This is a genomic window from Acidithiobacillus sp. YTS05 (assembly GCF_024396695.1).
GTDB classification, from domain to species: Bacteria; Pseudomonadota; Gammaproteobacteria; order Acidithiobacillales; family Acidithiobacillaceae; genus Igneacidithiobacillus; species Igneacidithiobacillus copahuensis.
This window is the reverse complement of the sequence record NZ_CP094359.1, coordinates 2,011,375-2,037,053: the sequence shown is the minus strand read 5'-3', so window position 1 is coordinate 2,037,053 and position 25,679 is coordinate 2,011,375. Positions and strand designations below refer to the sequence as shown.

Here is a 25,679-nt window from a genome sequence, read left to right as displayed (position 1 = left end):
CCGTCATGCGCTGGGGCTGAAACTGTCGAAATGGATCTGCTCATGCGGCATCCCATGGGAGAGCAGGAGATCGATGGCTGCCTCGATCATGCCGGGGCTGCCGCAGAGGTAGGCTTCGTGCCCCGGCCAGGGGCCAGCGGCGGCTACCGCAGGTAAAAGGCGCCGGGGCCCCGACCATTCGGACAGCGCCGGATCGGAGCAGGACACCGACAGCCGCAGTTCCGGATGCTTGCTGGCGAGATCTTCAAGGAACTCAAGATGATAGAGATCCCGCTGCTGGCGCACCCCAAAATAGAGGGCAATGGGCCGCCGCTCGCCACGCCGGAAATGATCCTCCAAAATTGCTTCGATGGGCGCCAGTCCTGTGCCGGCAGCAATGCACAGCAGGGGGCGATCGTTTTCCTGCCGCGTAAACTCCCCCTGGGCAGCCGACAGCATGATCTCCTCGCCTATCTGAGCCTGGTCGAAGAGCCATTCCGAGAATTTGCCCCCGGGCACCTTGCGGATATGAAAGTGCAGGCGATGATCTTCCCTGGGGGCGCTGGCCATGGAATAGGAGCGCCAGAGGGAAGGCGCACCGGGAACCGCGAGCCGTGCATATTGTCCTGCCCGGTAGGGATAGGGACGGTCACAATCGACCCTGAGCTCCATGACCGTCTCGCCCAGCAGGTGCAGACCGCTCACCCGGCCCTGCCAGTACGCTGGACTCTCGTCGACCGTTGCGGCGATGCGCATGGCAGTACGCGGTTGCAGCTTGCACAGGATCGCCTTGTTGGATGCCCGCTCTTCCGGGGTCAGCAACAGGGGCATGAACGGTAGCTGTTCGCCGTCGCCCGCGAGAATGGTACCCTTGCAGTCACCGCAAGAGCCATTGCCACAGCCGTGATGGATCGCTATGCCCTGTTCCAGGGCGGCCTCGACAATGGCCTGATCCTCGCGCACCTGCAGGCAGATCCCCGAAGGTTCGAGTCTTACCTCATGGGTTTGCATGTGCTCTCCTTCGTAGAAGGTGGAAGACACACCGCCGCTTAGACGGCGGCGTTGCCAGCGCTCAGGCCGTGGCCGGGGGCACGTCGTCCAGGATCAGCGGCACATAGCGACCTGGCGCCATGGCTTCGGCCGCAGCTTGGATACAGACCGTTGCCGCCAGGTTGTAGGCCTCGATCCAAGACTCCGCCATCTCTGCGGTCCAGGCGGGCCCCAGGAAATGCTTCAGCGTCAGCAAAAGGCTCTTGCCGACGATCGGATAGTGTTCCGGGCGGGTATCATATTTGATGTGGCCAACGCCAAGCTCCTTGAGATAGGGGACCAGCATCTCGGTATTGTCGATGTTGCTGGCAATCTGGATCACCGAGTTGAAAAGACGCACGCGCTGCTGGGTCATGTCCCCCGGAAACATCTTTCGTACTTCGGGGTAATGGCTGAACATGGTATCGTAAAAATGTTGAGCAACCTGTACGCCCAAGTCCTCTACGGCCTTACCGCTTTGCTTGATCAGATCGATGTTGATGCTCATCTTGGAGTCTCCCGTAATGAATAGTGCCCAATTGGCGAGCTACAGTCTGGCTTCGCGAAAGATTCGCGTCCTTGATCTGGGTCAAGGTTTTGCTTGTGGAATCTGCCAATCGATCGCGGCCAGCATTCTCCAATCGACGAGCCTGCCATGAGCGTCGATCCCGCGCTCTATGCCGATCGCCTGCGGCAGCAGCCGATCTTTGCCGTTTGGTCGTCAGCGCAATTGGTGGAGTTATTGCGCGTCTGTCAGCTCCAGTCGCATACGGACGGAGAGGTCCTCTTCGTCGAAAGGGATCCGGCGAGCCAGTTCTTTTTTCTCGATGTCGGCATCGTGGAATTGTTCAGCACCAGTGTCGATGGCAAGGAAAAGATTCTGGAGATCATGCAGGCAGGTGATCTCTTTGCCGAAGCCGTGGCCTTCATGGAAGGGAAATATCCGGTGACCGCGCGCTGTCAGGGTCGCTGCAAAATTTTGCAAATCCCCTTCGTTCCCTTTGTTGCCATCCTCGACCGGGATCCCCGTCTGATGCGGCGGATACTTGCGCAGCTGAGCATGCGCCTGCACTTTCTGGTCAAGGAAGTGCGCATGCGTAGCATCGAGTCGGCGAACCGAAGAGTTTGTAATTATCTCCTGGAGCTGTCGGAGTCTGCGGCTTCGCATGGCGATTTTTCCCTTCCTGCGAAGAAGGTCAGCATCGCGGCGCGTCTGGGATTGACGGCAGAAACCTTTTCGCGCGTCCTCCGCCGCCTGCAAGATGCCCATGCCATCGACATGCAGGGGCAGCATATCGTGATTCTGGATCGCAAGAAGTTGTTGGCGATCAGTCTGGCGTGAGCGTAGGTACTACGTTCCTCTGAATCGCTGCTGTTGCAGATGTCCCGATGCCCGCATACGGCATCTTGACATACAGGTTCCAACGGATAAGATAGTAATTAATTACTTTCTATTGGAAGACGTCATGGATTCCCACCCCGAACATCTACCCGCCGACGTGCGCCGCGAGGTCACGGTCGAAGCTGTGATCGCGCTGGCTGCCGAGCACAATCCCGGCGACATCACCACCAGCGCGATTGCGCGCCACATGGGGCTGACGCAAGGCGCCTTGTTCCGCCACTTTCCCAGCAAGGAAGCGCTGTGGGAGGCGGTGATGGACTGGGTGGCGGCCCGGCTGATGGCGCGGGTGGACGCCGCCATGGGCACGCACAGCGATGCCCTCGACGCCCTGGAGGCCGTGTTTCTCACGCACTGCGACTTCGTTGCCGAGCATCCGGGGGTGCCGCGCATGCTGTTCGGTGAACTTCAGCGCGCCGAGGACACCGCCGCCAAGCGCGTCGCCCGCAGCCTGCTTTCGGCCTACGGCAAGCGCGTGCGCCAGCTCATTACCACGGGCCAGCAGCGCGGGGAACTGAGCTCAGACATCACCGCAGACGCCGCCGCCGCGATGTTCATCGGCGCCATCCAGGGCCTGGTGATGCAGACCCTGCTGAACGGCAAACCCCAACACATTCGCAGCGCGGCACCAGGGGTGTTCGCGCTGTACCGTCGCTGCATTCGGAGCCAGCCATGACGTTTTCCGCAATGAACCGCCGCACCCTGCTGCTGCTTGCCGTACTGGTGCCCATTCTGATCTTGCTCGGCTATGTGGCGCTGCGCTCCGGGCCGCTGGCGCCGGTGCCGGTCACGACAACCAAGGTGGAAAGCCGCGCCCTGCAACCGGCTCTGTTCGGCATCGGCACCGTGCAGGCGCGCTACACCTACAGCATCGGCCCGACCGTGGCCGGGCGGGTGTTGCGGCTGAACGTGCATGTGGGCGACCAGGTCAAGGCCGGCCAGCTGCTGGGTGAGATGGATCCGGTCGATCTCGGCCAGCGCCAGAGCGGGCTCGATGCGGCGATGCGCAGCGCGCAGGCGCAGTTGCAGCAGGCGCAGGCGCAGCGCGACTTCGCCGCCAGCCAGGCCGAGCGCTACGACCAATTGCTCGCCGTGCATGGCACCAGCAAGGAGGTGGCCGATGTGAAGCGCCAGGAGCTGCGCGTGGCCGATACCGCGTTGGCCGCCGCCCGCGACGCCCTCAAACGCGCCCAGGCCGATGCCCAGGGCGTGGGCGCGCAGCGCGGCAATCTCAAGCTCATCGCCCCGGCGGACGGCCTGATCACCGCCCGCGACGCCGACCCCGGCACCACCGTGGTCGCCGGGGCGCCGGTGATCGAGATGATCGACCCGAACAGCCTGTGGATCGACACCCGCTTCGACCAGCTCAGCGCCAGCAGCCTGGCCGCGGGCGAGGCGGCGCGCATCGTGCTGCGCTCGCGCTCGGGTCAGACCCTGCCCGGCAGCGTGCTGCGCGTGGAGCCGCTGGCCGACGCCGTCACCGAGGAAACCCTGGCGAAGGTCCGCTTCGCGCAAGTGCCGAAGCCCCTACCGCCGCTGGGCGAACTGGCCGAGGTGACGGTGAGCCTGCCGGCCCTGCCTGCGCGCCCGACCCTGCCCAACGCCAGCCTGCAGCATGTGGACGGCAAGCTCGGCGTGTGGCGCATCCACGCGGACAAGCTGGAGTTCGTGCCCGTCAAAGTGCTGGGCAGCGACCTCGAAGGCCATGTCCAGGTCGATGGCGTGAAGGCGGGTGAGCGCGTGGTGGTCTACAGCCAGCGCAGCCTGCGCGCGGGCAGCCGCTTCAGCATCGTCGATCGCATTCCCGGAGTGACGCCGTGATCAGCCTGGCCGGCCGCGACATCCTGCATGCCTGGGGCAAGTTCGTCTTCACCGGCATCGGTCTGGGCCTGCTGATCGGCGTGACCCTGACCATGGCCGGGGTCTATCGCGGCATGATCGACGATGCCATGGTGCTGCTGGACAACAGCGGCGCCGACCTGTGGGTGGTGCAGAAGGACACGCAAGGGCCGTACGCCGAGTCGTCCAGCCTGTATGACGATACCTGGCGCGGCATCGCCGCGATGCCGGGCGTGGCCAGCGCCGCCAATGTCACCTACCTGACCATGCAGGTGCGCGCGGTCAACCGCAGCCAGCAGCGCGACGTGCGTGCCATGGTGGTGGGCGTTTCCGCCGACGGCCCCGGCACGGCCGGCTGGCCGCCGTATCTCGTCGCCGGGCGCCAGATCACGCGCAGCCACTACGAGGCGGTGGCCGACATCGCCAGCGGCTTTCGCCTGGGCGACACCCTGCAGATCCGGCGCAACCGCTACACCGTGGTCGGCCTGACCCGGCGCATGGTGTCGTCCAACGGCGACCCGATGGTGTTCATCCCGCTCAAGGACGCGCAGCAGGCGCAGTTCCTCAAGGACAACGAGGCCATCCTGCAGCAGCGCCGCCGCACCGCCGAAAATCCGGCCTTCAACCGCCCCGGCGTGCCCGGTCTGCTCGACGCGGTGATCGCCTCGCAAAGCAGCAACAACTATGTCAACGCCGTGCTGGTGCGCATCAAGCCCGGCACTACCGCCAACGAAGTAGCTGAACCCATCCGGCGCTGGAAGCGGCTCACGGTGTTCACCCGCGCGCAGATGGAAGACATTCTGGTCAACAAGCTCATCGCCACCGCGGCCAAGCAGATCGGCATGTTCATGGTCATCCTGGCCATGGTCAGCGCGGCCATCGTCGCCTTCATCATCTACACCCTGACCATGGACAAGATCCGCGAGATCGCGGTGCTCAAGCTCATCGGCACGCGCAACCGCACCATCGCCGCGATGATCATGCAGCAGGCGCTCGCGCTCGGCCTGATCGGCTTTGCCGTGGGCAAGATCACCGCCACCTTTGCGGCGCCGATCTTTCCGAAGTATGTGCTGCTGCTGCCGGGTGACTCGCTCAAGGGCTTGGCCGCCGTCATCGTCATCTGCGCGCTGGCGAGCCTGATTGCCATCCGCATGGCGCTCAAGGTCGATCCGGCCGAGGCGATCGGGGGCTGAGATGAGCACGAACAAAGGCATCCGCATCGAAGGCTTGAAAAAGCGCTACGGCAGCGGCGACACCGCGGTGGACGCGCTCAAGGGCGTGACCATGCAGGTCGATCCCGGCGAGGTGGTCGGTCTGGTCGGGCCGTCGGGCTCGGGCAAGAGCACCCTGCTCAAGTGTCTGGGCGCGGTGATCGACCCCACGGCCGGTCGCATGGTTCTGGGCGACGAAGTGATCTACGACGACGGCTGGAAGGTGCGCGACCTGCGCGCCCTGCGCCGCGACAGGATCGGCTTCGTGTTCCAGGCGCCCTACCTCATTCCCTTCCTCGACGTCACCGACAACGTCGCCCTGCTGCCCATGCTGGCCGGCATGCCCAACGCCGAGGCGCGCGCGCGCGCGCTGGAACTGCTCACTGCGCTGGATGTGCAGCATCGCGCCAAGGCCATGCCCTCGCAGCTCTCCGGCGGCGAGCAGCAGCGCGTAGCCATCGCCCGCGGCCTGGTCAACCACCCGCCGGTGATTCTGGCCGACGAGCCCACCGCGCCGCTCGATTCGCAGCGCGCCATGGCGGTGATCCGCATCCTCAACGACATGGCGAAGAAGTATCAAACCGCCATCATCGTCGTCACCCACGACGAGAAGATCATCCCCACCTTCAAGCGCATCTACCACATCCGCGACGGCGTGACCCATGAAGAGGCCGGTGAAGGCCGCGGCTTCGACTGAAACCCTGGAGACGACATGAAAACCCAGCTTCCCGCCGATGTCCGCCCCTACCGCCGCACGCCCGAGTTCACCGAGGCCACCATCCCCGCTGGGCTGCTGCGGCACCACAGCACCAAGCCGGGGGTGTGGGCGATGATCCACGTGCTCGAAGGGACGCTCGAGTACCGCATCCTGGAGCCGGTCGAGGAACGCCACCTGCTCACCCCTGGCCACCCGGGGGTGGTCGAGCCGACGGTGCCGCATGAAGTCGCACCGCTTGGGCCGGTGCGCTTCTATGTCGAGTTCCACGCCGTCGCGCCGGACGTCGGCGATCCGCACGGCTGAAAGGGAGGTTAGCATGGTCCGTATTGCTGAAGACAGTTGTCCATCATCAGAGTTTTTCTCGTCATTCGTGGAGCATTTATATGTATAACAATGGCTTGACGCGCATTTTTGGCGTTTGCCGCGGCGCTGGCAACAATGCTCCATTTCGCGCAGTCATGGCAATGGCCCTTGCCGGCTCGCTGGCCGCCTGCGCCGCTGGTCCGAATTTCCAGCGGCCCGCTCCGCCCACGATGGCGAGCTATACGGCCACGCCGTTGTCGGCGCAAACGCTGTCTTCCCCCACCGCCCTGGGCGAGGCACAACACTTCCGTACGAACGCCCGTGTGGCTGCGCAGTGGTGGCGGAATCTGGGCTCGTCCAAGCTAGACGCCCTGATCGAGCAGGCCTTGCAGAACAGCCCAACGCTGGCCTCTGCGCAGGCCACTTTGCGGCAGGCGGAGGAGCTCCATGCGGCGCAGGCAGGATCGACACTCTATCCCCAGGTAGATGCTGGCGCTGCTGCCCAGCGTCAACGCTTCAATCCCGGTACCTTGGGGCAGGTAGGCAATGCCCGTACATTCAGCATCTACAGTGCCAATCTTGGAATGCACTACAACCTGGACCTTGCCGGTGGCAACCGTCGCGCCCTGGAAGCCCTCTCCGCACGCGCGGACTACCAGCGCTATGAATTGGAGGCTGCGCGTCTGACCCTAGCAGGGAATATCGCTACCGCTGCCATCACCCGAGCGAAGCTTGCTGGCCAGCTTCAGGCGACTACGGCGATGCTGCAGAGTCAGGAGGAACAGATACGGATTGCCCGCGAGCGTCTGCGGCTAGGTCAGGCGGCGCCAGATGAAGTGCTAGCCTTGCAGACCCAGGCGGAGCAGACGCGGGCGCAAGTGCCTGCCTTGCGCAAACAGATGCAGCAGGCTGAGCACCAGCTCGCCGTGCTGGCTGGCCGCGCCCCGGGTGCCGGTGGCATTCCGGAATTTACGTTGGCGGACTTTACTCTACCCGCCGAACTGCCGCTCAGCTTGCCCTCTGAGCTGGCGCGGCAGCGCCCGGACATTCTCGCCGCCGAGGCGCTGCTACATGCGGCCAATGCCGAGTATGGCGTCGCCCTGGCCAAGCTGTATCCCCAGCTCAATCTGAGTGCCACCCTCGGCAGTCAGGCCCTTACTGCTGGCGCTCTGTTCGGTCCCGGCTCCGCAGTCTGGAGCTTGGTCGGACAACTGACTCAGCCCCTATTCCATCCTGGTCTGCCGGCGGAAAAACGGGCAGCACGCGCCGCCCTCGACGCGGCCGCTGGCCATTATCAGGAGGTGGTGCTGGAGGCCTTGCGGAACGTCGCCGATGTACTGCGTGCCGTGGAAAACGACGCCCAGACACTGGCTGCCGAGGCTGCGGCGGAGCATGCAGCGCAGGGTACTCTCGACTCTGTCGAGCAGCAATACCGCCTTGGCGTGGCCAGTTATGTGCAGTTGCTCATTGCCCGGCAGCAGGTTCAACAGACTCGCCTTGGACTGCTTGCGGCCCAAGGACAACGCTTGACTGATAGCATTGCCCTGTATCAGGCACTCGGTGGCGGAGCCTGGCAGGAGCGGAGCTGAGTGTCGAAGTTCGCATTCAGCGCGGAGGGTAGCACCAAAGCGAACACTCGCCCGTCGGCGCGCAGCGCAGCAGGGTGGCCCCCGTAGTGTTCCAGTCGCTGAGCACAAAGCGATGCGCGTGGAGAGCTGGAAGATCCTCGTCGATGGCTTGATGTGTATGACCGTGGATGAGGATGCGATAGGGTGCCGAAGGACTGGCAAAGATGCCCTCGCCCTGGATTGCCATGGCGATGCCACGATCCGTTGCCTGCATCATGGTGATGGTCTTTTTTTGTAGCTCCTTTTGGCTGCTGCGTCGTAATCGACGGCCGATTCCCAGCAGGACGGCATAGGGCAGGATGCGCAAGAGGCCGAGCAGGAGGGGATTGCGGATGATCCGGCGAAAGCGCAGATAGCGATGGTCCTGGGTACAGAGCAGATCTCCATGGGTCAGGACGATCCCGCCGGGAAGCAGGGTCGGATCGGGTAACGCCGCAATCCCGAACTCCGCCAGAAGAGAGGGTGCCAGGGCGAAGTCCCGATTGCCGGTCATCACCCAGACGCGGATGCCGCCCTCCTGCACCATATGTAGGGCCCGCAGCACGCGGTTCTGCGATTCTTCCAGCGCTTGTGCGCGGTGCACCCAGAAATCGAAGAGATCGCCCAGAATGCAGAGATCGCTGACCCCTGCCGGAATCTCCCGGCAAAAGCGCAGAAAGAGCTCGGTCAGCTCCGGTCGCTGTGGGCCGAGATGCAGGTCGGAGAGGCAGAGGAGGTCTCCCTGCCGCTGCGCGAGGGCGGCTGGTGCCGGGTGCACAGATCAGGCGATACGTTCGGCCTTTTCGATCACCACGGCTTCCTTGGGCACATCCTGGTGCATGCCGTGGTTGCCGGTGGCTACCTTGGCAATGGCGTCCACCACTTCCATCCCGGAAGTGACCTTGCCGAAGACGGCATAGCCCCAGCCGCTGCCGGAAGCGGAACGGAAGTTGAGAAAATCGTTGTCCACGAGATTGATGAAGAACTGCGCCGTGGCCGAGTGCGGATCGTTGGTACGCGCCATGGCCAAAGTGCCGCGCTCATTTTTCAGGCCATTTTCCGCCTCGTTTTTGATCGTATCGTGGGTATTTTTCTGCTGCATTTTCTCGGTGAAACCGCCGCCCTGAATCATGAAACCCGGGATCACGCGATGGAAGATGGTCCCATCAAAAAAACCTTCGTCGACATATTGCAAGAAGTTGGCGACGGTCTTTGGGGCCTTGGCGTCATCCAGTTCGATCTGAATGTCGCCGTGATTGGTATGCAGTACCACTTGTTCCATGACGGACTCCTATCTGTGAGAAAATTTTGCCCAGAGTAGGGGCCTTGCCGCCGCTTGTCGAGCCTCTTGCCCGAATTCTGACTCTTCATTAGTATTTGCAACAAAGTTGCAAATATGGTGGGAGCAAAATGAAGAAGACTTCGCGGCGTCTGCGCGCTCAGGCAGGCTTTGCGGCGCTATGGGCAGTATCCTCTGCGCTCAGTGACAGCGTGCTGGCAGAGGATCTCGGTACGGTACAAAGCAGCGGGATGGCGGCGGCGTTGGCACCGGCCCTGGGGGAAAATCTGCCAGGCCACAGCGCCAGCGCCTTTCGTCTGCAGCAACGGCAGATCGAGGCGCTGGCTGGCCCCGGTGGCGCGAATGCCGATGCAGCGCTGGGCTTTCTGCCGGGCGTGTCCTATAACGCGCCGGATGCCCTCAACCTTGCCAACGTGCAAAGTGCCAACAAGGGCTTGCGCGTGCGTGGTGAGACCGCCCAACATGGCGCTGGCGATCTGCTCGCCGGCGTACCTTTCATTGCCGGTTTTTCCGGGCCCGGACAATGGCTGGTAGACCAGGAGGATGTGCGCAGCGTGACCCTCTATGCCGGTGCGGTGCCGCCCTTTCTCACGGCACCCGGTACGATCGCCGGGGTGGTGGACAGCGAGCTGCTCTGGCCGCAGGCGCAGAGCTCGTGGCTCCTGCGGCAAAGCATTGGCAGCAACTGGTTTTCCCGAAGTTTTCTGCGCTGGGATAGCGGCCTTCTGCCGGGGGGCTCCAGTCTCTTTGTTTCTGACTCCTTCACCCGTGCCGATATCTGGCGTGGCAGCGGCTTCGCTCCCGCCGGGCGCAGCAACGTGGCGCTCGCCTGGCAGCAGCCTTACGCCAGTGGCCGCCTGCGCCTTTTTTATACGCACAACGACTACCGCAGCGACAATTACCGCCCCCTGACCTTTGCCCAGTCTCAGGACTTGGCCCGATTCGGCGACTTAGGTTACAACGCCACGCCAGCGTCTGACCCCCGATCCCCTGAGGCCGCTTGGTATCAGGGCTACAACCGCCAAGATTTTCGCAACGATGCCCTGCTGTTGCTTTGGCAGCAGAGTCTCGGGCGCCTTGGCGCGGTGCAATTGGAGCCCTACGGCATGAAAGAAACGGGCTGGTACCAGCGCGGCTTGCTGCAGGGGACACAACCGCTCGTCCAGCGCACCGACATCGATTCCTGGCGCTGGGGGCTGCGCCTACAATGGGAGAAACGTCTCGGGCCTTGGCGCTGGCAGGCGGGGTATTGGCATGACGAAAAGATCGCGCCACATCCGGCCACCAACAGCGCCCTGTATCTACCGACCGTTGGCGGCGGCCTGCAGTTTTTGCGCTGGTCCCTGCTCAGTGGCCCCACTCGCGCGGAGCGCTACGACAGCCTCTTTGCCGAACAATCCTGGCAGTCCGGTGCCTTGGCGCTGACGCTGGGCGGGCGATATCTCTGGGATCGACTGCCGAGTTTGCAGGCCTATGCCACAGCCGGGATCAGTACCGACTCTCTTAACCAAGCATTGGCGCAGGCACAGCCCGTTACTGCGCTCTCCGTGACCGGCCGCACCCTGGGCGCTTTTCTGCCCTACTTGGGTTTCCGTTGGCTGCTCAATGAGCATTGGCTCTTGCGCGCCAGCGCCGGTAGCAATGTGGCCTCCCCCGGCTATGACCTCTGGCCTGCCTATCAGGCCAATGTGGCCGCGTTGCAAAAGGCGGGCCTGGCAATTCAGTCGTTATGGGATGCCCAGCGCCTGCAACGCGCGGACCAGGGGGATCTGGCACTGCGCTGGGCCAACGACTCGGGCTTTGTCGAACTACTGGGGTATTACGGTACCTTTCGCAACAAGTCGGTAGCCGTATTCGATCCGCTGTCGCAATTGGTCTACCCGCAAAACGTGGGCGATGGCCGCAGCTTCGGTGCCAGCATCAGCGCCGAGTGGCGCATGGCACCGCACTGGCAGATCGCTGGCAACGGCAACTATACCCGCAGCGCGTTCAGTCGCGATTTCCAGTCGCTGGGCGGCCAGACCCTCGTGGTTTCCGGCTTGCAGACCCCGGATACGCCTCTGTGGACCGGCAACCTTCTGCTGCGACATGAAGATGATGCCTGGCGCGCCAGTGTGGCCGGACGCTATCTAGGACAACGCTGGGCCGACAGCCTGCACACAGAACCCGTTTCCGCCTACTTTCTGGCGGATCTCAACGCCGGCCATCGCTGGCGTTGGAACCGGCAGGAACTGGACCTGGATATCTGGCTCTACAATCTCTTTGACCGCCGAGCCATCGGCTTCATCAACACCGGTGGTTTGACAGTAGATAGCGGGGCAAACTTTTACCCCCTCTCAGCGCGTACCCTCGCTTTGACCTTCAACTGGCACTATCACTGAGGCCGCGTCCGCCTTTTTTCGGCGTCGGAGAAATCCATAGACCGGGCAGTAACCGATCGCCGCAGTAGCAATCAGAAGCAGGCCGGAGAAGGTCCATTCCTTGTAGGGAAAGGGATTCATGAAGTAGATGGCAACCAGGATGGCGCCAAAATACAGGCGCAGCCAACGCTCTACGGGCAGCATGTTCGGTCGGATTCTCATGGCGATTCCTCCAAATCGGATGCCAAGGTCTTTACTGTAGGCCTTTCCTCAGCGGGATGCAATGATTCGGCTGCGTCACTACTTGCGGCGGTAGCGCAGATTTTGTCGCAAGGGACAAAGTTCTTCGGGCTCCATATCAAGACCAGAGAGTTGTGACTTTTTGGGTCTTCTTCGCGAGACGTTTTTCAAATATCCCCTCAAGACCAGCATGATAGTCGTGATGTTTTCTTCTGGAGAGCTTGCCGCTGCCACGGCTGATGAACTGCATTCCTGGCGCACGAAGATTGGGACGAGTCTAGGAACAGAAAGAGTAAGTTTGTCAGACGATTTGCCTAGCGTGGTCATACTTGGTCACAATCTATTGAGTCTTGTGGTGTATCTGCAATAGAATGTCGGCACGGTATGACAAGTAGGCGCTGCGGTCTGCATGAAGATGCGCGCGGTGATAGCTCGGATGCCGGTGTTTTTGCTTGATTTTTTTGCTCGTTATTCCACCCGAAATGAGGAGACCGTTATGAGCAAGCTGACCACCACGTTGAAAGTTGCAGCCCTGATCCTGCCTTTGGGTCTGGCTGGCTGTGCCACCAATTCCGACCTCGCCAAGGTTGCTTCCAAGGCTGACGCTGCGCAGTCTACCGCCAACGAGGCACTCGCCAAGGCCAATGCGGCGCAGAACACCGCCAATGATGCTCTGAGCAAGGCCAATGCTGCGCAGAGCACTGCTGACCAGGCGATGAGCACTGCCAATGCTGCCAACCAGAAGGCTGAAGAGGCCAACGAGAAGGTTGAGCGGATGTTCAAGAAGGCGATGATGAAGTAAGTTTTACCGGTTCGGTAAACTGAGAGGCCCCGCTTCGGCGGGGCTTTTTGTTTCAGTCTGCATCGGGTATCGGGTCACGAACCGCTATGAGTGTTGGCACCCCATCTGCTTCGCGAAAAACCTGGAGCGCCTGCACCCAGGATATCTGCATTCCCGCCGGAATTTGTTCCTGTAGCCAGCGCCGGAAAGCCTGTTCTTGCCCGCGCGTATCCGGTTTTTCGTGTAAGGGTGGGAACACCTGCAAAAAATAAGAACCGTCGCGCTCCCCCCAAAGCCAAGGCTGGTCAACGACCTGCACGACCGTGCCCGGCGCGACCTGCGCAAACAACGCCTCGATGTCGTTTGGCATCAGGCGGATACAACCATGACTGACCCGCATCCCCACCCCATAGGGCTTGTTGGTACCGTGGAGCAGGTATCCACTCCAGCCAAGACGCAACGCAAATTGTCCCAACGGATTGTCAGGGCCCGGGCCGACAACGGCGGGTAAAGGATCGCCGTTTTTTGCATGTTCGGCGCGAATGCTGGCCGGAGGCGTCCAGCTTGGATCGCGGATTTTGGCGGTAATCGTTGTCGTGCCAGTGGGAGTGTTCCAACCCTCCCGGCCAATGCCAATCGGAAAGGTTTCTACGGTATTGCCGTGCGGCGGGTAGTAGAACAGGCGCATGGCTGGCAGGTTGATGACGATGCCCCGGCGCGGCGTTGCAGGCAGGATGTATTCGCTGGGAAGCAGGATCTGCGTTCCGGCCTTAGGCAGCCAAGGATCGACGCCTGGGTTGGCGGCACGCAGGGCATCGTAACCAATGTCCTGTTGTCGGGCGATATCGACCAAGGTATCTTCATGACGTGCGTTGAGATAGCGGATTTCTCCTACCATATTGCCCTGCGGCAAGGGATAGGTAGTCGCAGAGGCGGCGCCGATGCCACAGAAAAACGAGTATAGGAGAACAGCGGTCAAACGCACGGGGAAAACCTGAAGCAATGGAAACCGCCTGAGTCTGCCAGATTGCCTGGGGTGGTCAAGTATCTCAGGTACCCTGCCGATAAAAGAGATCCATGACCAGACTGAAGCGCTGGAGCTCTGGTCCACTCCTCCTGCCGGTCATGAGCTCAGCGTGGGCAAAAGCACCCAGCATCGGACAGTTGGGGAAATGCTCATGCCATAAGCGCAGCTCGTTTTTCGCTTGTGAGGAACAATCCATCGCGCGGGAAGAGGAGTAGCTGAGCCAGGCGAAGTCCGGCATCCCGCGCGGCCTGACTGCCTCCAGAATTACCCGGGTGTCCCGTAGAGCCGCGTCTGGATTACGCCAGGCAAGAAAGACCTGACTGTTCGCCCGCAGCGGTCGCTCCAACCATAGGCCGCTGCGATTGCCATCGGTTGCGACAATGTGCAGGTAGCGAATGCGTGATTGCGCATCGCGCTCTGCTACCAGCAGTTGGTCCAGGGGCAGCCGACGTGCTTCCCGCAAGGCAAAGGGGATGTTGCGGGCAAGGAGAGGCAAAGCGGAATAGCGTTCCAGCTGCAAGAGTAACGCACCCTCTTGGCGAAAATATGGGAAGAGATTCGTCAGCGGGCTGATACCGGAAGAGCTTTCCTGCTGATGTTGCAATGGACCCAACAATGCTGTGCGCAGCAGGTGCCGGCGCTGGGGATATTGCCAGAACCAGGAAAGTTTGCTGGTGACCACTCCCATCGACGCGTTTTCTTCTGCGGGCAATTCTCCCGCATCCAAGTCTTGTGGGCTAGCCCAGAACAGCGTGTTGGCACCATGTTCACCGAGTCCAAGGGGGGAAGAGAACAGCAATACCGCGCAGGCCGCCTGTCCCAGTGCGCTGCCATGATCGCTGATGACTCCGGGGAAGGAAGCGGCGCGAATTTGCAGACAGGCGAGACGTCTTGCAAGACGCTGCAAGGCCGCGCGTGGTTGCGGCAGATGGCTCGGGCTGAAGACAATGAGGGCCCCGCTGACCGGCCCCGCAAGCTTCGCGAGAGCCATGGCTACGGCATCATCGAGCAGGGCCTCTGGCCCTTTGCTACCCGTGGCAAACCCGGAAGAGACGGCCTTCTCAGCCAAGTTGTTTATTGGGCCAGATGCAGCAGTCGTGCAAGGCGCAGACGTTGCAGCGCGGCTTGCGTGCAGTACAGGTGTAGCGGCCGTGCAGGATCAGCAGGTGATGGGCATCGAGCAGAAATTCTCTGGGCACTACCTGCATCAAGCGGTCTTCAACGGCACGCGGGGTTTTGCCTGGGGCAATGCCGGTGCGATTGGCCACCCGAAAAATATGCGTGTCGACGGCAATGGTCGGTTCCGCAAAGACCGTGTTGAGAACGACATTGGCGGTTTTTCGTCCAACGCCGGGCAAAGATTCCAACGCCTGACGGTCTCGCGGAACTTCCCCTTGATACTGGTGTAGGATGATTCCAGCCAGGGCGTGAACATTCCGTGCCTTGGTGTTGAAGAGTCCGAGGTGTCGTATGTGCTCCCGGATGTTTTCTTCTCCCAGATCCCATAACCCTTGCGCATCGGGCGCGGCGGCGAAGAGCCTGGCGGTGCAGAGATTGACCGCCTTGTCGGTACTCTGCGCCGACAAAACCACAGCCACCAGGAGTTGAAACGGGGAGGCGTAGTGCAGCTCCGTACGCGGCTCGGGGATTGCCGCCCGCAGGGCGGCAAAACAGGTTGCTATGGTTTTCGGGTCCATCGCGGATCCCGCTGGCGCGGGATGCAGAGTGTCAGACGTGGCGGTAACGACCGATTTCCGGTGCTTCTGGACGAGGATGCTCGGCACTGACGGCGTCCGCTGCCTTGACCCACTCGTGGTGCTCGTGCTCCAGCGCGTGCAGGGCGTCGTGGTCCATTTTGGGGAAGATGGCACCCTTGATGAACTCGCCAAGGTCGAGCAAACGGGTCGCAATAGCGTAGCCATGCAGATGAAAGTCATGGTCGGCATGCGTCCCGAAGTGGAAATGTTCGCCGGTGAAAAGAACGCCTTTGCTGGCTTTCAGATCGGCGTCGTTGAGGACATAGTTCTTGGTCCACTCGTACCAATCCTCAAAATATTTCTCCTGCGCTTCCAGACTCCAATCGTGTGCTTCAAAAAAGGCATAGACAGAAACGCGGTTGGCTTTGCCAGAGAACGGAAAGTGACCTGCCATGGACTGCTCCTATGTGCGGAAAAACTACGTGATTATAGACTGGTTACCGCTTTTGCGGGTAGTCAAGGATTTTTTAGAGGGAATAATGATCTCCAATGACCGGACAGTGGTAGCGCAGATTGCGCTCGCGCAATACCTTGGCGATCCCCTCGCGGCCGTTGTCTTCGCCATGCACCAGAAAGGTAGTTGCCGGGCGTTGCTCGGCCCCATACCAGTGCAGGAGTTCGTCGTGGTCCGCATGGGCAGAGAAGCCGCCGATCGTATGCACTTTGGCGCGTACCTGGATCTCCTCGCCAAAGATCCGCACGGTCTTGGCGCCATCGATGATCCGTCGGGCCAAGGTCCCCTGTGCCGCATAACCAACAAAGATAACGCTGCTGTCGGCGCGCCAGAGATTGTGTTTGAGGTGATGGGTAACGCGGCCACCACTGGCCATGCCGGAGCCCGCCATGATTACCGCTCCACCCTTGATCAAATTGATCTGCATCGATTCCGCCGTCTCCCGGGTAAAGTGCAGATTGGGCAGTGCGAAGGGATCGACACCGCTCTGAAAGATCTTCCCGGTCGTGGCATTGAAACATTCGGAATGGCGGCGAAAGATTTCGGTAGCGGAAATGGCCATCGGCGAGTCAAGAAATACGGGTAGTTGTTTGGGCAGTTCGCCAGCCTCGATCATCTCGCGGAGAAAATAGAGCAGGTCTTGGGCACGTTCGAGGGCGAATGTGGGAATGATGGCGTTACCGCCGCGCTCTAGAGTGTCGAGGATGGCGTCACGAAGCTCGCCGATGGAGGGCTGCATAGCCTTGTGTAAGCGATCGCCATAGGTGCATTCCATCACCAGGACATCTGCCTCGGGCGCCGGGCTCGGGCTGCGGATGATGGGTTTGCCGGCATTGCCCAGGTCACCGGAAAAGACAAAACTTTGGCGTTTGCCGCTTTCCACGGCCTCGATATGCACCCACGCCGAGCCGAGGATGTGGCCGGCATCGCCAAACCGTACGGTAATGTCCGGACACAAGTCGATGGGCTCGTCGTATTTGGCCAGACGACCGAAGTGATCCATGGCGTCCAGTACGTCCTGCACTTCATAGAGGGGCTCCTGCAGCTCGTCACCATGCCGCGAGGCACGTCGATTGGCCCGTTTCGCCTCCTCGGCGGCAAGCCCAGCGGAGTCGAGCATCACCAGACGCGCCAAGTCCCGGGTGGCCGCCGTACAGAGAATTTCGCCACGAAAGCCACGTTTGACGAGCAGAGGAATGCGTCCGCAGTGGTCCAAGTGCGCATGGGTCAGCAACAGATAATCGATGTCCTTGGGCGAGAAACCGAAATCGGCGGCATTTTCCTTGGCGATGTCTCCTTCTCCCTGAAAAATGCCGCAATCCACCAGGATCTGGCGCTCACCAATCTGCAGATGGTGACAGGAGCCGGTGACACCGCCCGCGGCACCATGAAAGGAAATTTCCATGATCAGTTCTCCTTGTTGTTCTCGTGTGCTTTGATCATGCGCCGGACAGCAGTTTTCTGTAAAGCGCTACATATTCCCGCGCCGCCCGTTGCCAGCCATAGTCGCCCTGCATGCCGCGGCGTTGCAGTTCCTGCCAGTGTTCGCGGTGCTGAAAGTGGCGCAGGGCCCGGTGGATGGCATCGCGCAGGCCGTCAATTCCGGCGGGCGCGAAGGCAAAGCCGTTCCCAGCGCGTACATCCTGATCGACATCGACCACGGTATCGGCGAGTCCCCCCGTTGCATGGACGATGGGTGGGCTGCCATAGCGCAGGCTGAACATCTGGTTCAGGCCACAGGGCTCGAAACGCGAGGGCATGAGAAAGGCATCGATGCCTGCCTCGATGCGGTGGGCAAGACTCTCATCAAAACCAATATGCACTGCCATTTGCCCCGGATGCAGATGCGCTAGCTGCCGCGCCTGGTCCTGGTACTGCGCCTCCCCACTGCCCAGAAGGATCAGCTGGATGCGTTCGCGCAGTAATTCCGGAGCCAATTGCAGAACGAGGTCGATCCCCTTTTGTTCGACGAGTCGGCTGATCAACCCTAATACCAACACTTCAGGATCGGGATACAGTCCGAGCAAGCTTTGCAGAGCACTTTTACAGCGCGCCTTGCCCGCGAGATCATGCTCGTCGTAGTGGGCGACCAGATAGGGGTCGCCGCGCGGGTTCCAGCGCGTGTCGTCGATCCCATTGAGGATACCGGTCAGATCGGCGTGACGTGTCCGCAAGAGACCGTCCAGCCCCATGCCGAAGGCCTCGGTCTGGATTTCCTGGGCATAGCGCGGGCTGACGGTGCTGAGGGCGTCGGCATAGACGAGCCCGGCCTTCAGGAAGGAAAAACTGCCATACAGCTCGATACCGCCGGGATGAAAATCTGCAAGGGGCAGATGCAGGGACGCGAGTAACTCCGGTGAAAAGCGCCCCTGATAGGCCAGGTTGTGAATGCTGAGCAGGGTGGCGGGGCGTGGCGCGCCGATACGACCTTCCAGGTCGAGGAGATAGGGCGCCAGTCCTGCCTGCCAGTCGTGGGCATGCAGTAGATCCATCCGCCCGGGCAGAAAGGGAATCCGCCCTTGGGCTAGTTCCACCCCCATCCGGTTGAGATAGGCGTAGCGCTGGGCGTTGTCCGGCCAGTCCTGTCCAAAGGGATCCTGGTAGATGCCGCCACGCTCGTAGAAACCGGGTTCGCGCAGGAAGAGGGTGTGCGGCTCGGCGGGCAAGCACCAGAGCTCTCCCTGGCGTTCGGTATACGGAGGAGTGAAGCTGCCCAGATAGCGGAGATACTGCAATTCCGGTTTGCCATAGTACGGCTGCAAGACCCATGTCTCGATTCCTTCCGCCCGCAGTTGTCCGGGAAGGGCACCGATGACGTCGCCGAGCCCCCCGGTTTTTGCATAAGGGGCCATTTCCGAGGCGAGAAAAAGAACGCGCACACTGCACTCCTCAACCGGCAAAATCTGGGATGAAAATACCACTACCCGATACCTGCGCCAATTTTGAAAGTTCTCCCGGCCTGCCGTAGTATGCCGAAGGCTGATACTCGAAAGCGGAGAAGAAGGAAATGGAAGTCTGTGAGCGCTTCAAGGAATTTCGCGACCGAAATCGTTGCGTGGTCTATTTCCCCAACACCCACAACGACGAGGAGCCAGAGGCGTACAGTAGCTTTCTGGCGATGATGCGGGTGCAGATGGGAATTATGATCCTTGCTCCGGATCGCGAAGAGCGCTTCGAACCCGTCTACCGCGATGCCCTCAAGTACCACTTGCAAACCATTCGCCATAGCCGCCTGTTCACCAGCTATGTGCCGATCAAGACGCGCGTCTACTTCGTGGAGACGATTGCCGTGCGTGATGCTTTCTATGCCTGTGCCGATTTTTGTGTGCCGGGCGGTACGCTGAGTGACGGGCCTGTGGACCTGGAAAGCCCGATCCGCGCCGGCTGCCCCATCCTCTTCGGACCGAAGATGGCGGATACCGCCGAGCGGCGGGGCCTGCTGCAGGCCGGCGGCGCACGCTATGCAGCCAGTAGCGAAGAGATTGCCGAGCAGGCGCGGGACTGGCTCAAAGACCCGGCCAGCGCGAAAGAGGCTGCCGACAAGGCAAAGGCCTGGTGGCAGGCGCAGGGACGCAGTCTATAGCTGTTAGCGAGTCGGGTTACCGTCTACGTGAAACGGATAGAGTGATTCGTAAAAATTATCCATAGCCGCACCTTGGGTGTCGTAGCCCGTCACCTGAATACGACCATCGACAACGGCCACGTAGACATGGCAGGCTCGCTCCTGCCGGTTTTCGGGTGCCTTACCCAGCACAAAGGCTGGTGCCTTGGCGCCGCAGGCGGGGGCCACTGCCGCCTTGTTCCACTCGCCAAGAAAGGCCAGAGCCCAGCGCTGCGCGTCGCTCCCTACCCAGAGCGCCCGGTGCTCTGCCCATGCCGACTGGAGCTCGTTGCGGACGGCGGGATCGTTTTCCAGATCCATTTGACGCTGATGCAGAAAATCCATGGAGTTCAAGGCGATGCTGAGGTTGTTGCGGACACTGCCTTGCGCTTGGATGACCTGCCAGCTGAGGACTGCCGCAAAGAGCCCATACAGCCCAATGACGGAAAACAGGAGGATAGCAAAACGGCGCCGCGAAGCCGGGCTTGGTGTCATCAGGAAGAGCGCCGGGAATCAGCCTGCGTAGCCGTTTTCTGGGCGGCGCGCCGCTCGGCCAGGGTGCCGATCTCATAATGGATCATCAGGTGATTTTCCTTGGCGAAATGCAGAATTTCCTTATACGCTTCGGGGCGTAACTGCTCCAACGCCTCATCCATGATGATCGCCGCGTTGCCGTTGATGGTGGCCGGTTCGATCATCGGCAGGTAGTGGATCTTGTGGTCGCTGCCAAAGTGGGCTAGTCCTACCCCCTCGATGAGCATCTCTGCCCAGGCCGAGGGGCGGAACTTGCCGCCTTTGTCAGTGACACCCTCAATGATGATCATGACGCCCCCTTTCTCTTCAGCGCGCCATAGCATAACCCAAGAGGCGCCAGAGCGGAAAAGGCGGTCAGCGTGACCGGTGCAGCGTGGGTCAATCCGCTGTGCTCATGCTTTGGCATTGTTCCTGCAGATAGCGATTGAAGGCAGAGCCGACCTCGGGATGGCGTAGCGCAAAATTGATGGTGGCCTGCAGATAACCCAATTTATCGCCACAGTCGAAGCGCTGTCCGTGAAAGCGATAAGCCAGAACTTGACGCTCGCTCAGCAGTTTGGCGATGGCATCGGTGAGTTGGATCTCGCCGCCAGCGCCGGTACTGACATTCTCCAGAAAATGGAAGATTCGCGCCGGGAGGATGTAGCGCCCCACTACCCCCAGATTGGATGGCGCTTCCTCGGGCTTGGGCTTTTCCACGATACGGCTGACCTGGTAGATCTGCTCGTCCCAGGCGCGCGCCTCGACGACACCATAACGGACGCTGTGCTCGTAGGGAATCTCCTCGACGCCCAGAATCCCCGCCTGATAGCGATGATATTGGTCCACCATTTGCGCCAGTACTGGCTCGTCGGCCAGCATCAGGTCATCGGCCAGAAGGACGGCAAAGGGCTCGTCGCCCACCACCGGGCGCGCCATGGAAACCGCATGACCCAGCCCCAGGGGGTAGGGTTGGCGCAGGTGAATGACGCTGACGTTGCTGGGAACAATGGCGCGAACCTGCTCCAGCAAGGCGTTCTTTCCCTTTTTTTCGAGTTCGGCCTCGAGTTCGTAGGATACGTCAAAGTGGTCGGCGATCGCCCGCTTGCCGCGTCCGGTGATGAAAATCATCTGGTCACAACCGGCCGCGATCGCCTCCTCGACGGCGTATTGAATGAGGGGCTTGTCGACTACCGGCAGCATCTCTTTCGGGCTGGCCTTGGTCGCCGGCAAGAATCGGGTGCCGAGGCCGGCTACGGGAAAGACTGCTTTGCGGACACGATCCATATTTCCTCCATTGGTGGTGAACTAAGATACTAGCGCGGTTCCGGATGGTCGGCTTGCAGCGATTTGTCTCGCGCTGTTCGGCCACTACCGAGGCCACCCGCCATGGCAAAGCGCAGCGCTTGCTGCGGGCTGAGATCGGGTAACGGGATGATCTTGCTACGTGGCACCACACAGGTAAAGCCGCCCACACCGTAGCTCATGGGAATGAATACTGCCACACAGTCCTCGTCTGCAATAGTCGGTAACTCGGCGAGATGATCGCGGGTAATCAGTCCTACGACATAGCCCAGATCGCCACCTTGGCGTAGCAAAACGGCGCTGCGAAAGCCTTTCTCTTTGCCGCCAAAGAGCAATTCCACGGTTTCCTGGATGGTGCTGTAGATGCTGTGCAGTACCGGGATTCTCTCGAGCAGGGCGTTAAGGCGCTCGAAAATCCAGGCGGTGAGGACGTGCGATGCCAGAAAGCCCACCGCAAAAATGCAGAGCAGCGTCAGAACAATGCCCAGGCCCGGGATATCGGTACCAAAGATGGCATGGATCGGGGCGGCAAAGATGCTGTCGATCCAGCTTCCAACCATCAGAACGAGATAGATGGTCAGGCCAATGGGCAGGGAGATCAGCAGGCCTTGGATAAACCAGCGGCGTGGATGCCAGCGCCGCTGGATGGTTACCTTGGGGTTTGGCATTGGCAACATGGCGTTTCGCAGGTCCCGTAAGTCGATACGGGTAAAGTATACCCGCTACTGCAGGGGAAGATCATCTGCGCGACCTGGGTCAGGACTCCGTTTCCCCATCGTCTTTGAAGTCTTCTGTCCGCAACTGATGTTTGCGCATCAATTTGTACAGATCCGTGCGATGCCGCCCGGCAATGCGGGCGGCGCGCGAGATGTTGCCATCCGTACTGCGCAGCAGCCGTTGCAGATAGTCGCGCTCGAACTCTGCCTTGGCTTCCTGCAACTGGGCAAATGCGGGGGTACTCGTCCCCCGTCCTGAGTCGGATATGGCGCTGGCCGGAATCCAGTTCTCGTTGCTCAAGGCGACGGCTTGAGTCACGACATTTTCCAGTTCGCGCACATTGCCCGGCCAGGCCCGTTGTAGAAGTTTATCGACCGCCTCGGAAGCAAAACCCTGTATTTCCCGCTGCAGACGAGAGGCTTCGCGGTCGAGAAAGTGCTGCGCCAGCAGCAGGATGTCCTCGGGGCGCTCGGCAAGGCTCGGAACCCGCAGGGGAATTACATGCAGTCGATAATAGAGGTCCTCACGAAAGCGACCGGCACTCAGAAGTGCGTGAATATCCTGGTGCGTGGCACTGATGACGCGGATATCTACCGGGAACTCCTCGCGTCCACCGACGGGCCGCACCCGACCCTCCTGCAATACCCGCAGCAGCTTGACCTGCAGGGGAAGAGGAAGATCGGCCACCTCATCGAGGAAGAGGGTGCCGCCATGTGCGCTGCGAATCAGACCGGGATGGTCAGCCGTGGCCCCGGTAAAGGAGCCCTTTACATGGCCAAACAGCTCGCTCTCGGCGACATCGGCCGGAATGGCACCGCAGTTGATCGCCAAAAATGGCCCAGTCTGCCGCGGGCTGGCGCTATGGATGGCGCGGGCAACCCGTTCCTTGCCGGCGCCGCTTTCGCCCGACAAAAACACGCTCGCCTGGGTGCCGGCGACCCGGGTCACGTCGTCCATCAGCTCCTGCATGGCCCGACTGCGGTACAGCAGGGACTGGTTGGCCTGCTGGCGGATGGCAGCACGCAAACGACGGCTTTCCTGTTTGCCTTGCCATTGCTCCAGGGCTGCCTGCATCTGTTCTTGCAATTCTTCGTAGCGAAACGGTTTGGCCAGATAGGCAAAGGCATTGCCGCGCATGGCAGCGACGGCATTGGGAATGCTGCCATGGGCGGTGAGAAGGAGGACGGGCAGGTCCGGCTCGCGTTCCTGCACCCACTCGAGGAGTTCCATGCCGTCGATTTCCGGCATGCGCAGGTCGCTGATCAATAAATCTGGCAGCCTTTTATCCAGTTGCTTCTGCAGATCCGCCGGATGGTCAAAAGTGACGACCTGATGTCCCTCACTTTCCAGCCACAAACCCAGAACGCGCAGGAAATCGGGATCGTCATCGACTACGTAAATGGTTGCTGGTTCGGGCTCATTCCTCATTTTGCTCTCTTCTCCAGACTCTTCTGGGCCTCTGCCTGTAACAACGAGTTGAGTTGGGCGAGTTTGGCCTTTTGCGCAGCGTTTTCGGCGCTCAGTCGCGCAATTTGGGCGCTTAGCGTAGAGCTGTCCCCGGCCGCGCATTTGCCCGAGCTTTCCGGGCGCGCGGCAAGCTGCAACCAGGAGGCAGTCAATTTACGCCAACCGTCGACCTGCTGTTCCAACTCCGGATTTTGTGCGGCCATATGCAGCTCCGAATGGGCCGCCGCTACGCTCGTGCGGCTGAGTGGTTGCTGGCGCAGGTAATGCTGCGCCAACGCCAAGTGAATCTGGGCACAAGCGAGGGAATCGGCGGCACCACAATGAGCGAGGGCGCTGAGGAGACCGCGTTCGCTGTTGCTCGTCGGGGAAGGGCTCGGGAAGGCCGGTGGCGGCAGACGCTCGGCACAGGCGCTCAACAGGAGAGGCAGACCCAGAGACAACAGGACTAGACGGGACTTAGGCATGGGCATCTCCATAAGGCAACCAGAATTCCGCGAGGAGTCCGGGACGCGCGTTGCGTAAGGATATCCTGCCCCCCTGCGCCTCGACCAGCTCTCGGGTGATAGCCAGACCCAGACCCGTCCCTTTGCTCAATACCCCTTTTTCCCGTACCTGAAAAAATTCCTCGAATACCTTCTCCAGCAATGCTTCGGGGATTCCCTTGCCGTAATCGCGTACGCGAAAGTCTACGCCCTGCGGGCCTTCCGCAACCGCAATCTCGATACGACTCTCTGCTGGGGCATATTTGTGGGCGTTGGTCACCAGATTGCTCAGAATCTGTAGCAGACGCTGTGGGTCAGCGCGCACCCTTCTGGATGTCTGGACCCCGCATTGCAGCTTTTGCCCCTTTTGTTCAAGCAGGCTACGAAAACGCAGTTCCAGTTCCCGCAGCAACGAGGCCGGTTCGACAGGCTCCAGATGGTAATCGAGACTGCGGGCGCGCAGGGCATGTAAATCCAGCATTTCCTGAATGGCGAGGAAGAGCTCGTGCACCTGCCGGTTGATGATCTCAAGAATTTCCCGTTGCCGTGCATCCAGTGCACCAAAACGTTCGCTCAAGAGCAGCTCTGCTCCCGAGCGAGCCGATGCCAGAGGGGTCTTTAGCTCGTGAGAAATCTGGCTGAGAAAGAGATGGCGCAATTTTTCTTCTTCTGCCAGACGCTCCTGCATCAGGGAAATGCTCTTCGCGACGGCGCGCAATTCCGGTGGGCCAGCCTCGGCTACCAACGCGCTTCTGCCCGCCGCCATGTCTTCCAGGGCGGCCAGAATCCCGTGTAATGGACGGGAGAGACTGACCTGTACCCGCCAGCTCACCAAAATGGCCAGCAATGCACTCAGAAGGACCAACGCCAGAATGAGCCAGGTCGCATGTTGACGAGCTTTGGCTGCCCGATCCGCTTCCTGCTGAAAAAGTTCTTGCAGGTCGCTACTCAGTTTTTTCATCCGCGCATCGAGCAGTACCTGCGCGGCATATAGCTGATTGGCATCAGCCTGGCTGAATGCCTGTAATTGCGTTTGCAAGCCATGCAAATCTGCTGCGATTTGCGGGTAGGCTGCCAATTTTGGCAACAGCTCTGCCAGCTGTTCCTGCTCCTGTTGCAGCAGTTTGGCGCTGGTCTCGCGGTAGCCTTGCTGCGGTAAAACCGCTGCCAAGCGTTCGTAGAATTCTGCCTGTTCCTGCAGGGCGCTGATACGCAATGCGTCACGCTGTAGCGGAATGGCAACCCGAAGCAGGGTGTCGCTGCTATCCTGGAGGGTCTGCACGGCGCGCAGGGCGAGGGCGCTGATGGCAGTCACGGCGATGACGGTAGCCAGGGCAAAGCCCAGCACCCGTCGCAGCAGGGACGCGCGCGGCGGGCCAGACCCGGTGTCGGTGGACGACAAACGCAGATGAGACGGACCGGCAATCCTGGAGGCTCGTAATTTTTGCATGTTTGCCAGTCTACCCATTCGCGGGCTTTTTGCCACTGTAGTCTTTCGACTACGGCAGGCGTCCTCAGCACATCGCCAATCTGTTGATTTTCCTTTTTCATGATATTGGCATGGGCATTGCATAAGTATAACTACATATT

Annotated in this window: 28 protein-coding genes; 10 read left to right on the top strand and 18 right to left on the bottom strand. The window is 60.8% G+C overall.

The genetic code is table 11. The annotated features are described in order from the left end of the window. Positions 1 to 3 precede the first annotated feature (3 nt). Both MQE22_RS10030 and MQE22_RS10025 read right to left on the bottom strand, forming a co-directional pair. Positions 4 to 990, bottom strand: a complete 987-nt coding sequence (locus MQE22_RS10030; RefSeq protein ID WP_255789692.1) for a 2Fe-2S iron-sulfur cluster-binding protein — start codon at positions 988 to 990, stop codon at positions 4 to 6. Between the two features lie 61 nt (positions 991 to 1,051). Then, positions 1,052 to 1,516, bottom strand: a complete 465-nt coding sequence (locus MQE22_RS10025; RefSeq protein ID WP_255789691.1) for a globin domain-containing protein — start codon at positions 1,514 to 1,516, stop codon at positions 1,052 to 1,054. A gap of 147 nt (positions 1,517 to 1,663) precedes the next feature. Between MQE22_RS10025 and MQE22_RS10020 the strand changes: the two genes are divergently transcribed. The 7 genes from MQE22_RS10020 to MQE22_RS09990 all read left to right on the top strand — a co-directional run bounded on the left by MQE22_RS10020 (position 1,664) and on the right by MQE22_RS09990 (position 8,067). Further along, entirely contained in the window at positions 1,664 to 2,350 is a 687-nt protein-coding gene (locus tag MQE22_RS10020) for a Crp/Fnr family transcriptional regulator (RefSeq protein ID WP_255789690.1), read from the top strand. A gap of 124 nt (positions 2,351 to 2,474) precedes the next feature. Continuing rightward, the gene (locus MQE22_RS10015; protein WP_215872970.1) at positions 2,475 to 3,083 is read left to right on the top strand and encodes a TetR/AcrR family transcriptional regulator; all 609 of its coding nucleotides are present in this window, start codon (positions 2,475 to 2,477) and stop codon (positions 3,081 to 3,083) included. Continuing rightward, positions 3,080 to 4,228 (top strand): efflux RND transporter periplasmic adaptor subunit, encoded by a 1,149-nt coding sequence (locus tag MQE22_RS10010; RefSeq protein WP_215872969.1) that lies wholly within the window; start codon positions 3,080 to 3,082, stop codon positions 4,226 to 4,228. The genes MQE22_RS10015 and MQE22_RS10010 overlap by 4 nt, the downstream gene beginning before the upstream one ends. Next, entirely contained in the window at positions 4,225 to 5,439 is a 1,215-nt protein-coding gene (locus MQE22_RS10005) for an ABC transporter permease (protein WP_215872968.1), read from the top strand. Before MQE22_RS10010 ends, MQE22_RS10005 begins: the two co-directional genes overlap by 4 nt. 1 nt (position 5,440) lies before the next feature. Continuing rightward, the gene (locus MQE22_RS10000) at positions 5,441 to 6,154 is read left to right on the top strand and encodes an ABC transporter ATP-binding protein (protein ID WP_215885318.1); all 714 of its coding nucleotides are present in this window, start codon (positions 5,441 to 5,443) and stop codon (positions 6,152 to 6,154) included. Between the two features lie 15 nt (positions 6,155 to 6,169). Continuing rightward, positions 6,170 to 6,478 (top strand): TehB family protein, encoded by a 309-nt coding sequence (locus MQE22_RS09995; RefSeq protein ID WP_215872967.1) that lies wholly within the window; start codon positions 6,170 to 6,172, stop codon positions 6,476 to 6,478. Positions 6,479 to 6,558: 80 nt separating this feature from the next. Beyond that, on the top strand, positions 6,559 to 8,067 hold the full coding sequence (locus MQE22_RS09990; RefSeq protein ID WP_226827104.1) for an efflux transporter outer membrane subunit: 1,509 nt from the start codon (positions 6,559 to 6,561) through the stop codon (positions 8,065 to 8,067). A 16-nt stretch (positions 8,068 to 8,083) separates the two neighbouring features. Here MQE22_RS09990 and MQE22_RS09985 read toward each other — a convergent pair whose 3' ends face one another. Continuing rightward, the gene (locus MQE22_RS09985) at positions 8,084 to 8,863 is read right to left on the bottom strand and encodes a UDP-2,3-diacylglucosamine diphosphatase (protein WP_215872966.1); all 780 of its coding nucleotides are present in this window, start codon (positions 8,861 to 8,863) and stop codon (positions 8,084 to 8,086) included. A 3-nt stretch (positions 8,864 to 8,866) separates the two neighbouring features. Beyond that, positions 8,867 to 9,367, bottom strand: coding sequence for a peptidylprolyl isomerase (locus MQE22_RS09980; RefSeq protein ID WP_215872965.1), 501 nt, complete (start codon positions 9,365 to 9,367; stop codon positions 8,867 to 8,869). Positions 9,368 to 9,495: 128 nt separating this feature from the next. On the opposite strand from MQE22_RS09980, the gene MQE22_RS09975 reads away from it, so the two are divergent. Further along, positions 9,496 to 11,766 (top strand): TonB-dependent receptor, encoded by a 2,271-nt coding sequence (locus MQE22_RS09975; protein ID WP_215871289.1) that lies wholly within the window; start codon positions 9,496 to 9,498, stop codon positions 11,764 to 11,766. On the opposite strand, the gene MQE22_RS09970 is transcribed toward MQE22_RS09975, so the two are convergent. Beyond that, complete coding sequence (locus MQE22_RS09970) at positions 11,722 to 11,967, bottom strand: YgaP family membrane protein (RefSeq protein WP_215871290.1); 246 nt, start codon at positions 11,965 to 11,967, stop codon at positions 11,722 to 11,724. The two genes, MQE22_RS09975 and MQE22_RS09970, sit on opposite strands and share 45 nt — an antisense overlap. A gap of 427 nt (positions 11,968 to 12,394) precedes the next feature. Here MQE22_RS09970 and MQE22_RS09965 point away from each other — a divergent pair, with 427 nt between their 5' ends. Beyond that, a complete protein-coding gene (locus MQE22_RS09965) occupies positions 12,395 to 12,787 on the top strand; it encodes an Lpp/OprI family alanine-zipper lipoprotein (RefSeq protein ID WP_226827102.1) in 393 nt (130 codons plus the stop codon). Between the two features lie 52 nt (positions 12,788 to 12,839). Here the strand turns inward: MQE22_RS09965 and MQE22_RS09960 are convergent, their stop codons facing one another. The 6 genes from MQE22_RS09960 to glgA form a co-directional block, all read right to left on the bottom strand. After that, positions 12,840 to 13,751, bottom strand: coding sequence for a L,D-transpeptidase family protein (locus MQE22_RS09960; protein WP_255789689.1), 912 nt, complete (start codon positions 13,749 to 13,751; stop codon positions 12,840 to 12,842). 64 nt (positions 13,752 to 13,815) lie between these two features. Further along, complete coding sequence (locus tag MQE22_RS09955) at positions 13,816 to 14,862, bottom strand: hypothetical protein (protein WP_215871291.1); 1,047 nt, start codon at positions 14,860 to 14,862, stop codon at positions 13,816 to 13,818. Further along, complete coding sequence (gene nth / locus MQE22_RS09950) at positions 14,855 to 15,490, bottom strand: endonuclease III (protein ID WP_215871292.1); 636 nt, start codon at positions 15,488 to 15,490, stop codon at positions 14,855 to 14,857. Before nth ends, MQE22_RS09955 begins: the two co-directional genes overlap by 8 nt. Before the next feature lie 31 nt (positions 15,491 to 15,521). Then, complete coding sequence (locus MQE22_RS09945) at positions 15,522 to 15,944, bottom strand: hypothetical protein (protein ID WP_215871293.1); 423 nt, start codon at positions 15,942 to 15,944, stop codon at positions 15,522 to 15,524. A 73-nt stretch (positions 15,945 to 16,017) separates the two neighbouring features. Continuing rightward, positions 16,018 to 17,409 carry an MBL fold metallo-hydrolase gene (locus tag MQE22_RS09940; protein ID WP_215871294.1) on the bottom strand — a complete coding sequence of 464 codons (1,392 nt, stop codon included), beginning with the start codon at positions 17,407 to 17,409 and terminating at the stop codon, positions 16,018 to 16,020. Positions 17,410 to 17,443: 34 nt separating this feature from the next. Continuing rightward, on the bottom strand, positions 17,444 to 18,883 hold the full coding sequence (gene glgA / locus MQE22_RS09935; protein ID WP_255789688.1) for a glycogen synthase GlgA: 1,440 nt from the start codon (positions 18,881 to 18,883) through the stop codon (positions 17,444 to 17,446). A 128-nt stretch (positions 18,884 to 19,011) separates the two neighbouring features. Here glgA and MQE22_RS09930 point away from each other — a divergent pair, with 128 nt between their 5' ends. After that, positions 19,012 to 19,587 carry a 3-deoxy-D-manno-octulosonic acid transferase gene (locus MQE22_RS09930; RefSeq protein WP_215871295.1) on the top strand — a complete coding sequence of 192 codons (576 nt, stop codon included), beginning with the start codon at positions 19,012 to 19,014 and terminating at the stop codon, positions 19,585 to 19,587. A 3-nt stretch (positions 19,588 to 19,590) separates the two neighbouring features. Here MQE22_RS09930 and MQE22_RS09925 read toward each other — a convergent pair whose 3' ends face one another. The 7 genes from MQE22_RS09925 to MQE22_RS09895 all read right to left on the bottom strand — a co-directional run bounded on the left by MQE22_RS09925 (position 19,591) and on the right by MQE22_RS09895 (position 25,539). Then, a complete protein-coding gene (locus tag MQE22_RS09925) occupies positions 19,591 to 20,100 on the bottom strand; it encodes a hypothetical protein (RefSeq protein ID WP_215871296.1) in 510 nt (169 codons plus the stop codon). Beyond that, entirely contained in the window at positions 20,100 to 20,429 is a 330-nt protein-coding gene (locus MQE22_RS09920; RefSeq protein WP_215871297.1) for a DUF3579 domain-containing protein, read from the bottom strand. The genes MQE22_RS09925 and MQE22_RS09920 overlap by 1 nt, the downstream gene beginning before the upstream one ends. Positions 20,430 to 20,517: 88 nt before the next feature. After that, the gene (gene galU, locus MQE22_RS09915) at positions 20,518 to 21,405 is read right to left on the bottom strand and encodes a UTP--glucose-1-phosphate uridylyltransferase GalU (RefSeq protein WP_215871298.1); all 888 of its coding nucleotides are present in this window, start codon (positions 21,403 to 21,405) and stop codon (positions 20,518 to 20,520) included. Positions 21,406 to 21,434: 29 nt separating this feature from the next. Next, the gene (locus MQE22_RS09910; protein WP_215871299.1) at positions 21,435 to 22,100 is read right to left on the bottom strand and encodes a DUF502 domain-containing protein; all 666 of its coding nucleotides are present in this window, start codon (positions 22,098 to 22,100) and stop codon (positions 21,435 to 21,437) included. A 79-nt stretch (positions 22,101 to 22,179) separates the two neighbouring features. After that, positions 22,180 to 23,568 carry a sigma-54-dependent transcriptional regulator gene (locus MQE22_RS09905; protein WP_215871300.1) on the bottom strand — a complete coding sequence of 463 codons (1,389 nt, stop codon included), beginning with the start codon at positions 23,566 to 23,568 and terminating at the stop codon, positions 22,180 to 22,182. Beyond that, positions 23,565 to 24,071, bottom strand: coding sequence for a hypothetical protein (locus MQE22_RS09900; RefSeq protein WP_215871301.1), 507 nt, complete (start codon positions 24,069 to 24,071; stop codon positions 23,565 to 23,567). Before MQE22_RS09900 ends, MQE22_RS09905 begins: the two co-directional genes overlap by 4 nt. Beyond that, a complete protein-coding gene (locus tag MQE22_RS09895; RefSeq protein WP_215871302.1) occupies positions 24,064 to 25,539 on the bottom strand; it encodes a sensor histidine kinase in 1,476 nt (491 codons plus the stop codon). The genes MQE22_RS09900 and MQE22_RS09895 overlap by 8 nt, the downstream gene beginning before the upstream one ends. Positions 25,540 to 25,679: the final 140 nt, after the last annotated feature.